The organism is Bradyrhizobium sp. B124 (genome assembly GCF_038967635.1).
GTDB lineage: Bacteria > Pseudomonadota > Alphaproteobacteria > Rhizobiales > Xanthobacteraceae > Bradyrhizobium.
Window position 1 is genome coordinate 8,164,187 of record NZ_CP152413.1, and the last position, 14,755, is coordinate 8,178,941.

At 59.6% G+C, this 14,755-nt stretch carries 12 protein-coding genes and 1 pseudogene; 12 read left to right on the forward strand and 1 reads right to left on the reverse strand.

Annotation, left to right across the window (positions count from 1 at the left end):
- Positions 1 to 46 precede the first annotated feature (46 nt).
- The 9 genes and pseudogenes from ccoN (at position 47) to AAFG13_RS38440 (ending at position 9,136) form a co-directional block, all read left to right on the forward strand.
- Positions 47 to 1,699, forward strand: coding sequence for a cytochrome-c oxidase, cbb3-type subunit I (gene ccoN / locus AAFG13_RS38400; protein WP_342710177.1), 1,653 nt, complete (start codon positions 47 to 49; stop codon positions 1,697 to 1,699).
- 8 nt (positions 1,700 to 1,707) lie between these two features.
- Positions 1,708 to 2,442: a cytochrome-c oxidase, cbb3-type subunit II gene (ccoO, locus tag AAFG13_RS38405; protein ID WP_342710178.1), complete on the forward strand. Its 735-nt coding sequence runs from the start codon at positions 1,708 to 1,710 to the stop codon at positions 2,440 to 2,442.
- 11 nt (positions 2,443 to 2,453) lie between these two features.
- Positions 2,454 to 2,618: a cbb3-type cytochrome c oxidase subunit 3 gene (locus AAFG13_RS38410; protein WP_342710179.1), complete on the forward strand. Its 165-nt coding sequence runs from the start codon at positions 2,454 to 2,456 to the stop codon at positions 2,616 to 2,618.
- 6 nt (positions 2,619 to 2,624) lie between these two features.
- Positions 2,625 to 3,497 (forward strand): cytochrome-c oxidase, cbb3-type subunit III, encoded by an 873-nt coding sequence (gene ccoP, locus AAFG13_RS38415; RefSeq protein ID WP_342710180.1) that lies wholly within the window; start codon positions 2,625 to 2,627, stop codon positions 3,495 to 3,497.
- 89 nt (positions 3,498 to 3,586) lie between these two features.
- Complete coding sequence (gene ccoG / locus AAFG13_RS38420; RefSeq protein WP_342710181.1) at positions 3,587 to 5,044, forward strand: cytochrome c oxidase accessory protein CcoG; 1,458 nt, start codon at positions 3,587 to 3,589, stop codon at positions 5,042 to 5,044.
- A gap of 22 nt (positions 5,045 to 5,066) precedes the next feature.
- The gene (locus AAFG13_RS38425) at positions 5,067 to 5,567 is read left to right on the forward strand and encodes a FixH family protein (protein ID WP_342713501.1); all 501 of its coding nucleotides are present in this window, start codon (positions 5,067 to 5,069) and stop codon (positions 5,565 to 5,567) included.
- Between the two features lie 12 nt (positions 5,568 to 5,579).
- A complete protein-coding gene (locus tag AAFG13_RS38430; protein WP_342710182.1) occupies positions 5,580 to 7,766 on the forward strand; it encodes a heavy metal translocating P-type ATPase in 2,187 nt (728 codons plus the stop codon).
- A pseudogene (gene ccoS, locus AAFG13_RS38435) lies at positions 7,766 to 7,903 on the forward strand (cbb3-type cytochrome oxidase assembly protein CcoS); the annotation flags it as partial. The gene AAFG13_RS38430 and the pseudogene ccoS, both read left to right, overlap by 1 nt.
- A 1,011-nt stretch (positions 7,904 to 8,914) precedes the next feature.
- Entirely contained in the window at positions 8,915 to 9,136 is a 222-nt protein-coding gene (locus AAFG13_RS38440) for a hypothetical protein (RefSeq protein ID WP_342710183.1), read from the forward strand.
- A gap of 586 nt (positions 9,137 to 9,722) precedes the next feature.
- On the opposite strand, the gene AAFG13_RS38445 is transcribed toward AAFG13_RS38440, so the two are convergent.
- Positions 9,723 to 10,103 (reverse strand): MarR family transcriptional regulator, encoded by a 381-nt coding sequence (locus AAFG13_RS38445; RefSeq protein ID WP_342710184.1) that lies wholly within the window; start codon positions 10,101 to 10,103, stop codon positions 9,723 to 9,725.
- Between the two features lie 742 nt (positions 10,104 to 10,845).
- Here AAFG13_RS38445 and AAFG13_RS38450 point away from each other — a divergent pair.
- The 3 genes from AAFG13_RS38450 to cysN all read left to right on the forward strand — a co-directional run bounded on the left by AAFG13_RS38450 (position 10,846) and on the right by cysN (position 14,118).
- Entirely contained in the window at positions 10,846 to 11,055 is a 210-nt protein-coding gene (locus AAFG13_RS38450) for a hypothetical protein (RefSeq protein WP_342710185.1), read from the forward strand.
- 280 nt (positions 11,056 to 11,335) lie between these two features.
- A complete protein-coding gene (gene cysD, locus AAFG13_RS38455) occupies positions 11,336 to 12,235 on the forward strand; it encodes a sulfate adenylyltransferase subunit CysD (RefSeq protein ID WP_342713502.1) in 900 nt (299 codons plus the stop codon).
- Positions 12,235 to 14,118: a sulfate adenylyltransferase subunit CysN gene (gene cysN / locus AAFG13_RS38460; protein WP_342710186.1), complete on the forward strand. Its 1,884-nt coding sequence runs from the start codon at positions 12,235 to 12,237 to the stop codon at positions 14,116 to 14,118. Before cysD ends, cysN begins: the two co-directional genes overlap by 1 nt.
- Positions 14,119 to 14,755 lie beyond the last annotated feature (637 nt).

Genomic DNA, 14,755 nt, shown 5'->3' on the forward strand with positions numbered 1-14,755 from the left:
GGAAATGTGAGTCCCGAGCCATCCCGCTTTCTAATAAGGCCAAGACATGACAAGCCCATCCACTGCCTCGAAATCCACGACGATGGGTGAAGCAGGCCTGATGTCGGTATTCGCTGTTTCTGCCTACGTTTGCTTTTTCGCCGGGGCGATGGGGCACGATTCTGCGTTTACATTCCACGCATTGCTGGCGTCCGCCGCCAGTCTAGCCGCCGCAGCCGTCATCCTCAATCGCTACTATGAACGGCCGGCGCTATTACCGCCGGCGGAGATCAATGGTTGGCCGAACTACAATCTCGGTCCGATCAAATTCGCATCGGTGTTGGCGATGTTCTGGGGCATCGCGGGCTTTTCCATCGGTCTTCTCATCGCGTCACAGCTCGCTTGGCCCGCACTGAATTTTGATCTGCCCTGGACGAGCTTCGGCCGGCTCCGCCCGCTGCACACGTCGGCTGTGATCTTTGCGTTCGGCGGAAACGTGCTTATCGCGACCTCGTTCTACGTGGTGCAGAAGACCTGCCGGACCCGCCTCGCTGGCGATCTTGCGCCGTGGTTTGTGGTGGTTGGCTACAACTTTTTCATTCTGATCGCGGGCACCGGTTATCTTTTCGGCGCCACCCAGTCCAAGGAATACGCCGAGCCGGAGTGGTACGCTGATCTCTGGCTCACCATCGTCTGGATCACGTATCTCATTGTGTTTCTGACGACGCTGATGAAAAGGAAGGAGCCGCATATCTTCGTCGCCAACTGGTTCTACCTGGCCTTTATCGTCACCATTGCGGTGCTCCACGTTGGCAACAATCCCGCATTGCCGGTCTCGGTATTCGGCTCGAAATCCTATATCGCCTGGGGCGGCGTGCAGGATGCCATGTTTCAGTGGTGGTACGGCCACAATGCGGTTGGCTTCTTCCTGACCGCCGGCTTCCTCGCCATCATGTACTACTTCATTCCGAAGAGAGCCGAACGCCCCGTCTATTCCTACCGCCTCTCGATTATCCACTTCTGGGCGCTGATCTTCCTCTACATCTGGGCTGGACCGCATCATTTACACTACACGGCGCTGCCGGACTGGACCCAGACGCTGGGCATGACGTTCTCGATCATGCTGTGGATGCCCTCATGGGGCGGCATGATCAACGGCCTGATGACGCTCTCGGGTGCGTGGGACAAGCTGCGCACAGACCCGGTGCTCCGTATGTTGGTGGTCTCGGTCGCCTTTTACGGCATGGCGACATTTGAGGGCCCCACAATGGCAATCAAGGTCGTCAATTCGCTCAGTCATTACACCGACTGGACGGTCGGCCACGTGCATTCCGGCGCGCTGGGCTGGGTCGGCTTCGTATCATTCGGCGCGCTCTATTGTCTGATTCCCTGGCTTTGGGATCGCCAGCTGTACAGCCTCAAGCTCGTCAACTGGCACTTCTGGATCGCCACGATCGGGATCGTGCTCTACATCTCCGCGATGTGGGTGTCTGGCATCCTGCAGGGGCTGATGTGGCGCGCCTACACTTCCCTTGGTTTCCTCGAGTACTCTTTCATCGAGTCGGTCGAAGCCATGCATCCCTTCTACATTATTCGTGCCGCGGGGGGCGCACTGTTCCTGATCGGCGCGCTGATCATGGCCGCCAATCTCTGGATGACGGTGAATGCAAAGCAAACCGATCAAATCCGGGACGCTGGAACGCTCCAACTCGCGGAATAGGTTATCGCATGTCCCTCTGGAACCGACACAAGATCTTTGAGAAGAACTCGATCATCTTGATCGCTGGCATCCTTGTCGTGATAGCGGTCGGTGGCCTGGTCGAGATCACGCCGTTGTTCTACCTCAGGAGCACGATCGAGGCGGTGGACGGCGTGCGGCCCTATACGCCGCTCGAGCTCGCCGGCCGCAACATCTACGTACGCGAGGGATGCTATCTCTGTCATTCGCAGATGATCCGGCCGTTGCGCGATGAGGTCGAGCGCTACGGACATTACTCGCTGGCCGCTGAAAGCATGTATGATCACCCGTTTCAATGGGGATCGAAGCGTACCGGCCCGGACCTTGCACGTGTTGGCGCGAAATATTCCGATGAATGGCATGTCACGCATCTGATCAATCCGCGCGCCATCGTGCCGCAATCGGTGATGCCGGGCTACCCATCGCTGGCGCGCACGGAGGTTGACCTGACTGACATGGTCGCACATCTGCGCACCAATCGGGCGGTCGGCGTCCCCTATACCGAGGACCAGATAAGGAACGCCGTCGGCGACTTGAAGGCGCAGGTCGATCCTGACAACGCGAACGTCGCGTCGTTCCAGAAGCGCTATCCGAAGGCGGCTGTCCGCAACTTCGACGGGCAGGCTGGCAATCCGACCGAACTCGATGCGCTCATCGCCTATCTGCAGATGCTCGGCACGTTGATTGATTTCAAGCTCTACGACGAAAAAGCCAATCTGCGTTGAAGGAATCTGTGATGAAAGCCGTCATTTCGATCGAGAACCTGGCGTCAAGCGTCGTCGTGACCCTCTGGACGCCGCTCTTCGTCGGCACCTTCATCGCCATTGTCGTCTATGCGCTGTGGCCTCGCAACAAAAGGCGTTTTGACTCTGCGGCGCGCTTGCCGTTGCGCCGGGATTGACAGATCATGACCGAGCACAACGACATCGATCGCATCTCCGGCCGTTCCACGACGGGGCACGAATGGGATGGTATAAGGGAGCTCAACACGCCGCTGCCGCGCTGGTGGATTCTGGCCTTCTACGCCACGATCCTTTGGGCGATAGGCTACTGGGTCGTTTATCCGGCCTGGCCGCTCCTCTCAAACTACACAACCGGCGCGTTGCATTATTCGACCCGCGCCAGCGTCGTCAACGACCTTGCCGGTCTCGAGAAGCTGCGCGGCGAGAAGATGGCCGTGCTTGGCAAGGCGTCTCTGTCCGAGATCGAGAAGGATCCCACCCTGCTGGCACTGGCCCGGGCCCGTGGCAAGACGGTGTTCGCGGACAATTGCGCGCTATGCCATGGGAGCGGCGCCGCGGGTGCCAAGGGCTATCCGAATCTCAACGACGATGACTGGTTGTGGGGCGGATCGCTTGACCAGATCCTGCAGACCATCCAGTTCGGCGCACGTTCCGGGCATGCCGAGGCGCATGAAGGACAAATGCTGGCCTTCGGCCGCGACGGCATCCTCAAGATCGGTGAGATCGTCACGGTAGCGAATTACGTGCGGTCGCTGTCAGGCTTGGCAACGGCCGCCAATTTCGATGCTGCGGCCGGCACAAGGATCTTTGCCGAGAATTGTGCGGTCTGCCACGGCGAGAATGCCAAAGGCAATCAGGCACTCGGCGCGCCGAACCTGACTGACGGAATTTGGCTGTACGGCTCGGACGAGGCGACGCTGGTCGAGACCATCAGCTATGGCCGCGCCGGCGTCATGCCGGCTTGGAGCGGGCGCCTCGATCCCATCACCGTCAAGGCACTCGCTGTCTACGTGCACTCGCTCGGTGGCGGACAATAGGCAAGAAGGGTCGCCAAGCCCGCGGAGCCGTCGACGTGGGTCAACGTCATTCATCTGCGCCAGATGCAAGGTCGGCGATGAAGTCCGCCATGAACAAGACCGTTTCGCAGGGTGATCTGCTGGCCGAGGAGGGCAGACCCCTCTATGTAGCGCATAAGAGAGTCCATCCGCAGAGTGTCCGCGGCACTTTCCGGACGATCAAATGGCGGCTGATGGTGGTGTGTCTGGGCATCTACTATCTGCTGCCGTTCGTGCGTTGGCATCGTGGCCTGGGCGCGCCGGACCAGGCGGTGTTGCTCGATCTGCCGAACCGGCGGTTCTACTTCTTCTTCATCGAGCTGTGGCCGCAAGAGCTTTATTATTTCACCGGGTTGCTCGTGCTCGCTGCCATGGCACTGTTCCTGATGAACGCGCTGGGCGGGCGAATTTGGTGCGGATATCTATGTCCGCAGACGGCCTGGACCGACCTGTTCTATGCGGTGGAGCGTTGGATCGAGGGCGACCGTCGCGAGCGGCTGAGGGCCGCTGCACGCCCAATGACAATGGAGCGCGCGGCAAAGCGCGTGCTGAAGCACGCGATCTGGTTGATGATCGCTTGGTGGACCGGTGGCGCCTGGGTGCTCTACTTCGCCGACGCGCAGACATTGGTGCGCGATCTGGCGACCTTCCAGGCGCCTGCAATCGCCTATATCTGGATTGGGATTCTGACGGCTTCGACCTATCTGCTGGCCGGTTACATGCGCGAGCAGGTTTGCGTTTATATGTGCCCGTGGCCGCGCATTCAGGCCGCGCTCACCGACGAGTGGGCGCTCAATGTCACTTATAAATACGATCGCGGCGAGCAGCGCTGCTCATTGAAGAAATCATTCGATCTGCGCGCGCGCGGCGAAAGGGTCGGAGACTGCATCGATTGCAATCAATGCGCGGCTGTCTGCCCGACCGGGATCGATATCCGCAATGGCGCCCAGCTCGGTTGCATCCAGTGCGGGCTGTGCATCGACGCCTGCGATGCCGTCATGAAGAAGGTCGGGCGCAAAACCCGCCTGATCGGTTACGACAACGACATCAATATCCGGCGCCGGATGGACGGCAAGTCGGAGCTCTTCAAGCCGGTACGCCCGCGCACGATCGTCTATGCTTCCTTGATCGCGGTCGTCTGCGCGGTGATGCTTTATGCGCTGTTGTCGAGAACGCTGCTCGATCTCAGCGTCCTGCACGATCGCAATCCCGTGGCGGTCAAGCTCAGCGATGGTTCGATTCGCAACGGTTACACCGTGCGCTTGCTCAACAAGCGCGGCTTCGATCGCGTGGTCGCGATCGACATCGATGGGCCGCCTGAGGCGTCCGTCCACGTCGTCGGCCTCGATTCGGTGACGGTGGATCGACCGATGATCGTCTTGGCTCGCGATACCACGACAGAACTGCGTGTGCTGGTGACGGCGCCGGTCGACGACAAGTCGGAACGGTCGATGCCGGTGAGGTTTCGGGTCACCGATATTGGCCTCGGCGAGGTCGCTTCCGCAACAGATCATTTCGTCCTCCCCTAACGACCACAGACGGGATCTCATCATGACCGCATCAGCGCCAAGCGCGCGGCCCATCACCGGACGCTGCGTCCTGATCGTCATTCTCGTCTTCTTTTCGGTCGTGATCGGCGCCAATCTGGTAATGATGCGCTTTGCCATCACGACGCTGCCGGGGACAGAGGTCGACAGCGCCTATAGCGCGAGCCTCGCCTATCAGCGTGAGATCATCGCAGCACGGCAGCAGAACGAGCGAAACTTGCAGGTGCAGGTACATATCCACCGGCAGTCCGATGGCCGAGCTGTGCTTGCGATCGAGGCGCGCGACCGCGCGGGCGCGCCTCTTGCCGGAATGGGTTTCGTGGCCCGGCTCGAGCGACCGGTTGACCGTAGAGCCGATCGGACGATTGATGTCTCGGAGGCTCATGCTGGAACCTACCGCGGCAGCGCCGAGGGCGTCGCTGTCGGGCAGTGGGATCTCGTGATCGAGGGCGACGCCGATGGCCGCCGCATGTTTCTGTCGAAAAACCGCATCGTCCTGAATTGAGAGTACAAGCACATGCACGCGGACATCGATTTTTCTCACTATCTGAAGAGGACAGGCGCGGGCCTGCTCCAACTCGACCTCGCAGTGGAGGGCATCAATTGCGCGAGCTGCATGAGCAAGATCGAGCGCAATCTGTCGAGCATTCCGGACGTGACCTCGGCACGCGTGAACCTCACCGATCACCGGTTGGCGCTCGAATGGAAGGCAGGACCGCTCGATCCCGCCCTATTTGTCAAGCGGCTCGCCGAATTAGGCTATAGGGCATATCCCTTCCAGCGGAATAATGCGGAGACGCTGGAGGCGGAGCGGGCGCGGAGCTTGTTGCGGCGGCTGGGCGTTGCCGCGTTTGCCGCGATGAATGTGATGATGCTGTCGATCCCGGTATGGTCCGGCAATGTCTCGGACATGCTGCCGGAGCAGCGCGACTTCTTTCACTGGCTCTCCGCGCTGATCGTACTGCCGGCCGCGGCTTACTCCGCGCAACCGTTCTTCTCTTCGGCTTTTGCCGCGCTGCGGGCGCGCAGAGCCAATATGGACGTGCCGATCAGCATCGGCATCTTGCTTGCGTTGGCGACTTCGCTGACCGAGACTATCGGTCATGCCGAGCACACCTATTTCGATGCAGCGATCATGTTGATCGCCTTCCTGCTCGCAGGCCGCTATCTCGACCAGAACATGAGGCGGCGTACCCGCGCCTTCGCCAGCAACCTTGCCGCACTCAAGGCGGAGACGGCCGCGAAGTTCATAAGCCCGACCGAGATCAGAACCGTTCCGGCAGCAGCGATCAAACCGGGGGATATCGTGCTGCTGCGGCCCGGCGAATGCTGTACCGTCGACGGCAACGTGATCGAGGGACGTTCCGAGGTCGATCAAAGCCTCATTACCGGCGAGACCTTGCCGGCGATCGCGACGCCTGGCAGCGCGGTGTTCGCCGGCACATTGGTACGATCCGGCACCCTGCGCGTCCGCGCGGCGGGGGCTTCAGGCGACACACTGCTTGCCGAGATTTCCAGGCTGCTTGATCATGCCCTGCAAGCTCGCTCGCGCTATCTGCGCCTCGCCGAGCGCGCGTCGCGGCTCTATGCACCGATCGTGCACGCAACTGCCTTCCTGACGATGCTGGGCTGGCTTGCCTCTGGCGCCACGTTCCATGATTCGGTCGTCACGGCGATCGCGGTCCTGATCATCACCTGCCCTTGCGCGCTGGGTCTGGCTATACCTGCGGTGCAGACCGTGGCCTCCGGCGCACTGTTTCGTTCCGGCGTGCTGCTCAATGCCGGGGATGCGATCGAGCGCATTGCCGAGGTGGACCGGGTGATCTTCGACAAGACCGGTACGCTGACGCTGCCTGAGCTCGATGTCGCTAATCTCGCCAGCATTCCCGACGATGTCGTCAAATTGGCGGGCCGGCTGGCGCTGTCGAGCCGCCATCCGGTCGCCGCCGCCGTGGCGCGAGCTGCCGGCGCAAGCGAGCCGCTGGCCGATATCGAAGAGGAGCCGGGGCGAGGCGTCCAAGGTTACCATGAGGGGGCGCCGATCCGGCTTGGCCGCCCCTCGTTCTGCGGTGCTGACATCCTCGCCGACGCGATCCTGTGTCGCGATCTTGAGGCCTCGGTCGTCGCGTTCAGCCACGGTGACGCCAAGCATGTCTTTGCTGTCCGGCAACGGATGCGGCCAGACGCAGCCGAGGTCGTCGCAGGCCTCGCACGCCTCGGCATCATGGTGGAGATCGTTTCCGGGGATCGGGAGCCAGCAGTCCGGCGGGCGGCCGAGACGCTCGGCATTCATAAGTGGCGCGCCAACGTCTCGCCGGTGGACAAGGTCGCCCGGGTCGAAAGTCTGACGAGCCGGAGCTACAAGGTGTTGATGATCGGTGACGGTTTGAACGACGCGCCCGCGCTCGCAGCGGCCCATGCCTCGATGTCGCCTGTCACTGCGACCCATATGAGCCAGGCGGTCGCTGATGCGGTCTTCCTCGGTGAGCGTCTCGGGCCCGTGATGACGGCCGTCAAGGGCTCGCGCAGGGCGCTGCTTCTGATGCGGCAGAATCTCTGGCTCGCTGTCGTCTACAACGTCCTGGCCGTGCCCGTCGCGATCGCCGGCCTGGCGACGCCGCTGATTGCCGCCGCGGCGATGTCAGCTTCGTCCGTGCTGGTCATGCTCAATGCGCTGCGGGCGCGAAGGAGGGAGGCAGTCTGATGGAAGTCCTGGTCTATCTGGTTCCGCTCGCCCTTGCGCTCGGCTTCGTCGGCCTGCTCGGCTTCCTGTGGTCGCTCAAGAGTGGCCAGTATGACGATCTCGATGGCGCGGCCTGGCGCGCCATCGCCGATGACGAGTCCAACGGGCCGTCGGCGCCGGTCCAGATAGTGCAAATGAACCAGCGCGATTGTAGAAGCGGTGGTCAACGCTGTGCAGGCGAGTGCTAGCTTGGGTGGCCAGTCGGTCCACCGCCGCAACTGCGGGACACGCGAAACGCAAAGTCAAGGTTGAGCGGGACGATCGGTGAGGGGGGCTCGATGCATACCGCAGGTCGCTTCGGATCGGTACGGCTAAGAATCGGATGATGGCACTGATATGGCTCAGTGAGAAATCCATCGCGGCGCAACAGCTCCGATCTAGGACCATCGAGCTTCAGCGTCTGCCGTCTGAGCGAACATGCATGGATCACATAGGAGGCGATTTGGACCAAGAGCGCGCCATCAAGTCTGATGCGTTGACGTCGGCCGAAGCCTCTCTCTCTCTCTCTATCTATCCATCTATTCATCTATCTCTAAGATCAGCCGAACCCTGAAAACCACAATGTTTTGCCGTTCTCAGTCAGTCCTCCGTCGAAAGACGTGAAAACTGTCGTACGACCACACGCTTCCGCTCCGATACATTGAGACCGGGCGACGGGCACAAAGACGAGATCCGATCTGGTTTTCTCGCCCAGCCCAAAGGAGGCTCCAACAGTCTAGACGACGCGGCGCGCCAAGCGTGGTCAGAGCGACATAGTGAGAGATCGCCACGACGTCTCACAGAGATTCGATGGCTGATCCCTCCAAGCTTAACTCGAATCTCGAGCGTGCCCGATTTGGAGTTTGTTCCGGCTAATCGCAATTCGCTTGCTCATCTCTTTCACAGATATGTTATAACCTAATGATTAGCTTCGAATAAGCAGGTCTCGATTAGGGGCTCCGTTCGCTTATTCATGGCGAAGCCACTCGACACGGCACCCGCACGAAATTTACGATCCCGCAGCTGCCATTAGTACCCAAGCTCTTGTCTTCCAAACACATGGCTGAACTTGCAGGTTGCGCGAGTTCCTATGGTTGCCTGTTTTTTGCGGTCGTCGCTGCGAAAAAACTATGTTACAAGCCGCTCCTCTAAAAAGGAGCATCATTGTGAAGAAAGCAACCAAGAAACGCGTTAAGCGGCGCGAGTGGACCAAGGCAGATATCAAAGATCTCAAGGTCCATTCGAAGGCTCGGACCCCGGTCATAAAAATAGCAAAAATAACCAAGCGTACTATTGGTGCGCTACGCCAGAAGGCCTTGCATCTCGGAATCGGACTCGGACATCAGCGGTAGCTTACCAAGCAGTGCTGGTAACTGGTGCTGTAGGGCGGCTCGCGGGCCGCCCTTTATGCCCTTTGGTATTGTATCGTAAATTCGTCTTGGGAATTGCGGTAAATGGTCTGCGGATCCGAATCCTCCCTGGCCCTGCGTAGGCTGCTGTTGGAGCGCAGTGACTTCCGATCCCGATAACTCGGTCCACTGTGAGGCTCTCGACTACGAGCGCCCAAGCTGATCTCCGATCGATTTCATCGCCACCATTCTCCTCATGCAAATACCGAGAACGCAGCATGGTCGGCGCGATATAATGTGGGGCGCCGATCTCGTGAACTCGGTGAGTTACATCCCCGAAGATCATGGTAGGCTAAAGTTTAGGGGTTAAGCGCGCGGCGCCGGGCCTGTTGGTTAGTTCGAGCGCCGCAATGATACGGCGCGCTCAGCAGCAACAGAAAAAGCGCTCTGGCGGCTTGATACCTGGCGGCGGCGCGGCTACGCCCTGAACCCGTCATCAGCTGCGTGCCTTCGGCGGTGTGAACGGACCACAACCATCTTCGCCCGCGCTGCTTCAAGAAAAAGTCGAAGGCTGGAAGTCTCGACATGGCTAGCCAGCGTCATTTCTGACGGTCGTGCGTTTGGTCCTCAGAACGCCAGAGCGGCTCTCATGGCGGGCCTTCTCCAGACGATGCCTCACTGCTGCCAGCTTGGTAATGAACTCGCTTGACCCGTCAACCCCGAATTCATCAAAAGCGAACTCATCGAGTGCTTCCTGTCGTGCCGCCAAAGTTGAGAGATGTTTGCGGGTTTTGGCCGTCAGCGACATCTGGACGACCCGCGCATCGCTCGCGGAAGACTTGCGGCGTAGAAACCCATTTTTCTCTAGCAGCTTTGACTGGGTCGTGACGAAGGAAGCATCGACGTGCATCAACTTTGACACCTCGTTGACAGCGACACCGTTTTTCCTGTCCAAATAGGCCACTGCCATCAGGATCATCCACTGTGGCCCAGTGATGCCAAGCACATCGGCTCGGAATTTGGCAAGCTCTTCGAGACAGGCGCTGATCGATCTGATCTCCACATGAACGGCCGGACCAGCTCCCGTCCGTCAGCAGAGATACTGCCAAGCGCGCTTGCTGCACCAGGTAAATCCGGCGGCATCGTAGGTCGGGTTCCATCCTTTACCGGCTTTCCTTAGCGCAAATTGGAATCAGGAACAACGCCGCAAGTGTAGGCAAATCAAATACTTGGTACAGTGCGGACGGAAGTGGAGCTTGCCAATAACACTGGCGCCGGAGCTGCTCTGGGCGTACGGCGCTCATTGTCTTGACAGACCAGCGGCGGCCTTCACAGGCAGTAGCTCGCGTCGGGATCGAACCCGCGCGCAGGTCAGATCGATACTGTCTGCTTCCTTGGCCCACTCGCTGACCGGTCCGCTCTTTTGCCGAATTTCTCTCGTGTATGCCGAGCATCAGGCAGGTGCGTGTCGCATTTATCGTCTTCAGTGCCGCAGCAAACGGCATCGTGCCGGCTTGACATAACAACGTCCCATGTGCCGTGCGCGATTAGCGGACGGGAGGTAACCGAACTCTATCGTCAGATATTCCGAAACCTGCTGCGATTTGCGCAGTAGCAAGGCAGCAGCATTGTCCGGCCCATCTCATGCCGGTCAGCCAGTCCACACTGACCGGCAGGTTTCAGAGAACTTCCACTCTGCGTCTGACATCTCCATGGTGCTGCGGCAGGCGCAAATTCTATTGGGCACCAATCTTGAGGAGAATTTGCGGCCGGCGAATTCAATGGAAGCTCCGTTGCAACAGGCGCCGTTGGCGTCACAAGCTGATCGAGCTGCGGGCTTGATGCCATTCGGTATCGCGACGTGGTGGGCGCGAGTTGTGAACGAAGTCTGGCGGCTTGAGCAGATCCTCAATTTATCCTAAGGTGATCTGGATGCTTGCGATCAAAACACGCTGGCTGATTTAGCCAACATCCTTCAGGGCGCAACGAGCCGATCTGCGCACCGATAACGTGGTGCAGGCTGCGGCCGTACCAGCCGTGGAATGCGATCGGCTGTCGGGTGTGCATGTCTGCTACCTAACGGGCACTTGACCTGACGGACGAGCCATGCGCTCTGGCGAGCGTGTTTCCGCCGCGGGAATTTCTCATCTGGGCCGGAGCGGTAGAACGGCGAAGAACAGAGATCTGCATCGAAAAGAACATATGCTGCCAAAACATCTGCGCCGTCTCGAAGCTGAATCGATTGAAATCATGCGTGACGTGGTCGCCGAGTTCAAAAGGCCGGTCATGCTTTACTCGATCGGAAAGGACTCGAGCGTGATGCTGCACATTGCGATCAAGGCCTTCTATCCCGCAAAGTTGCCTTTCCCCCTGCTTCACGTCGACACGACCTGGAAGTTCCGCGAGATGATCAGCTTCCGGGATGCGACGGCCAAGCGGCTCGGCCTCGACCTGATCGTCCATGTAAACAAGGAGGGCATCGAGCGCGGGATCAATCCGATCGACTCAGGCTCTGCTCTTCACACCCAGGTGATGAAGACCGACGCCCTGAAGCAGGCGCTCGACCTCTACGAATTTGATGCCGCCTTTGGCGGAGCCCGACGTGATGAGGAAAAGAGCCGCGCAAAAGAACGGATACTCTCCTTCCGTTCGGCCGGGCACACATGGGACCCCCGTAACCAGCGACCGGAGCTCTGGAACCTGTTCAACACACGGATCCGCCAGGGTGAAACCATGCGCGTGTTTGCAATGTCGAATTGGACTGAGCTCGACGTGTGGGAATACATCATGATCGAGAAGATCCCGGTCGTCCCGCTCTACTTCGCACAGCAAAGACCGATAGTGCGTCGAAATGGCGCGACGATCATGATCGACGACAAGCGATTGCCGCTTAACTCAGGCGAGACGCCGGACATGCGGATGATCCGTTTCCGCACGTTGGGATGTTATCCTTTGAGCGGGGCTATTGAGTCCGGTGCGACGACGATAGAAGACATCGTCGCAGAAATGCAGACCGCGACGGTATCTGAGCGCCAGGGGCGTTTGATTGATAGCGATGAATTCGCTTCCATGGAGAAGAAGAAGCGGGAAGGCTACTTTTGATGCTTTCCAAGCCGACAACGGAACCTGTCCAGGCCAAGCCCAAAGATCAACTGCGATTCATCACGTGCGGCTCGGTGGACGACGGGAAATCGACGCTGATCGGCCGGCTGCTGCACGACAGCAAGATGATTTACCAGGATCAGCTTACGGCGCTTGAACGCGACAGTGCCAAGCACGGTACCACCGGCCGTGAGATCGATTTCGCGCTGCTCGTCGACGGGCTTGAAGCCGAACGGGAGCAAGGCATCACGATCGATGTGGCCTACCGCTTTTTTGCGACGGAACGACGCGCGTTCGTGGTGGCCGATACGCCCGGCCACGAGCAGTACACCCGCAACATGGCAACCGGCGCTTCGAACGCCCAGCTCGCCATCATTTTGATCGACGCCCGCAAGGGCGTGCTGGTCCAAACCAAGCGTCACTCGTTCATCTGTTCGCTACTTGGTATTCGCCACCTCGTCCTGGCAGTGAACAAGATCGACCTCGTCAAGTATGACAAAGAAATCTTTGATCGAATTTTCGCTGACTATGTGGCCTTTGCTGCCGGTCTCGGCTTCACCTCGATCGTTCCGATCCCGATCTCTGCCCGGTATGGCGACAATGTCGTCAATTGTTCCGGCAACACTCGCTGGTATGATGGTCCCTGCCTGCTCGGCCACCTGGAGAGCATTGATATCCGGTCCGACAGCGCGAGCCAGGCTTTCCGCTTTCCGGTCCAATGGGTGAACCGGCCGAACCTGGATTTCCGCGGTTATGCCGGGTCCGTGGCTTCGGGGAGCATCTCGGTGGGAGACGACATCGTTGTCGCTGCGTCTGGACGGATCGCGCGCATCGGGCGGATCGTGACTCAGGCCGGCGATCTACCCTGCGCTGAGGCCGGTGATGCCATCACGATTACTCTTGAAGACGAGATCGATATCGGCCGTGGCGATCTCCTGGCACGTCCGACCGAGCGGCCGGAGCTCGCCGACAGCTTCGCCGCTCATCTGATCTGGATGGATGAGGATCCGCTCGTTGTCGGACGCAATTACATTCTGCGCATTGGGTCGCAGACCACAGCCGGCAGCATTACTGCAATCAAACATCGGATCGACGTCAACACACGTGAGCACCTGGCAGCCAGGACACTTAGCTTCAACGAGATCGGCTTCTGCAATGTCTCAACGGCGCTGCCCGCGGCGTTCGATCCTTACGAGGTCAATCGCAAGACCGGATCATTTATCGTCATCGACCGTCATACCAACCGTACGGTTGCGGCCGGCATGATCGCATGTCCACTGCGGCGGGCTTCCAACATCGCTTGGCAACCCGTTGCAGTGGGAAGGAAGGAGCGGGCCGCCATCAAGAACCAGAAGCCTTGCATCATCTGGTTCACCGGCCTGTCCGGCGCGGGAAAGTCGACGATTGCCAACATCGTCGATCAAAAGCTGTTTGCAATGTCGCGGCATGCCATACTGCTGGATGGAGATAACCTCCGGCACGGGTTAAACGCGGACCTCGGCTTCTCCGAGGCCGATCGCGCGGAAAACATTCGGCGTGTCGGGGAAGTTGCCAAGTTGATAGCGGACGGCGGCTTGATCGTGATCTGCTCATTCATCTCGCCCTACCGGGCCGAACGAGACATGGTGCGCAGCCTCGTTAGCAAGGAGGAGTTCATTGAAGTCTTTGTCGACACGCCGATTGAAGAATGCGCGCGACGCGATCCAAAAGGCCTCTATTCAAAGGTGAAGTCCGGTCAGATCAAGAACTTCACCGGCATCGATGCGTGCTACGAAGCACCGATAAGACCCGAAATTCATCTCAGGACCATGGAGCAGACGCCTGAGCAATTGGCAGAAGCCGTCGTCGATGTCTTGATGGCACGCGCAATCCTTGACGGTTAGTAGCATCGAACCTGTCGCCTGGCGTCGCGGCATCGATTTGCCGGAGACCCTCGCCAGCCTGCTGGCCCGGCCCAGGCGACTCGGGTTAAGCAGGGGCATCGATCGGAATCATCGCTCTAAGGGAACAAGATGGTCGCACCCACTCGTCGATTGCCAGCCTCTGGTTATGTGCTCGAAGTCGACGGTCAATTCAAAACCGAATTCACGACCAGAGATGGAGCTTGGGCAGGAGCGGAGGAGCTCAAGAAGCGGCGTCCCATGCTCCAGGTCAGAGTCTACGACGCCATGACAAAGGCCAGCGAAGAAGTCCGACTTCCAGTTGTTTGAGTTTTCGCTAGCGCTTTTCCTGCGGGTGCGGCCAGCGCCACCGAGCCGCTCGGCGTCTCCGCCGCCCGGCTTCGATCTCTCTTCGATCTCTCACGCACAATGAGGGTGTCCCTCGTTCCTCCGGGGGCCAAGACGCGCCCGGGTAGCGGTGCGCAATGCCGACCGGCGATAGATAGGGCCGGCCTCATCGAAGCCGGCGCCGCGGCGCTTTGCGATGTCGCGGCAGATCTTGTGGGACACTCGCCGCGCATTATTTGGGCAATCGCGGCATTGCTGTTTTGCGAGAGGCCACTCCGCTTCCATCCCCGCT

Coding starts and splice junctions, on each gene's coding strand:
- cysN (WP_342710186.1), top strand. CDS start 12,235: ATGCTTTCCAAGCCGACAACGGAACCTGTCCAGGCCAAGCCCAAAGAT.
- ccoP (WP_342710180.1), top strand. CDS start 2,625: ATGACCGAGCACAACGACATCGATCGCATCTCCGGCCGTTCCACGACG.
- AAFG13_RS38450 (WP_342710185.1), top strand. CDS start 10,846: ATGGTGCTGCGGCAGGCGCAAATTCTATTGGGCACCAATCTTGAGGAG.
- ccoN (WP_342710177.1), top strand. CDS start 47: ATGACAAGCCCATCCACTGCCTCGAAATCCACGACGATGGGTGAAGCA.
- AAFG13_RS38445 (WP_342710184.1), bottom strand. CDS start 10,103: ATGGCAGTGGCCTATTTGGACAGGAAAAACGGTGTCGCTGTCAACGAG.
- ccoO (WP_342710178.1), top strand. CDS start 1,708: ATGTCCCTCTGGAACCGACACAAGATCTTTGAGAAGAACTCGATCATC.
- AAFG13_RS38440 (WP_342710183.1), top strand. CDS start 8,915: ATGTTACAAGCCGCTCCTCTAAAAAGGAGCATCATTGTGAAGAAAGCA.
- AAFG13_RS38425 (WP_342713501.1), top strand. CDS start 5,067: ATGACCGCATCAGCGCCAAGCGCGCGGCCCATCACCGGACGCTGCGTC.
- AAFG13_RS38410 (WP_342710179.1), top strand. CDS start 2,454: ATGAAAGCCGTCATTTCGATCGAGAACCTGGCGTCAAGCGTCGTCGTG.
- ccoG (WP_342710181.1), top strand. CDS start 3,587: ATGAACAAGACCGTTTCGCAGGGTGATCTGCTGGCCGAGGAGGGCAGA.
- cysD (WP_342713502.1), top strand. CDS start 11,336: ATGCTGCCAAAACATCTGCGCCGTCTCGAAGCTGAATCGATTGAAATC.
- AAFG13_RS38430 (WP_342710182.1), top strand. CDS start 5,580: ATGCACGCGGACATCGATTTTTCTCACTATCTGAAGAGGACAGGCGCG.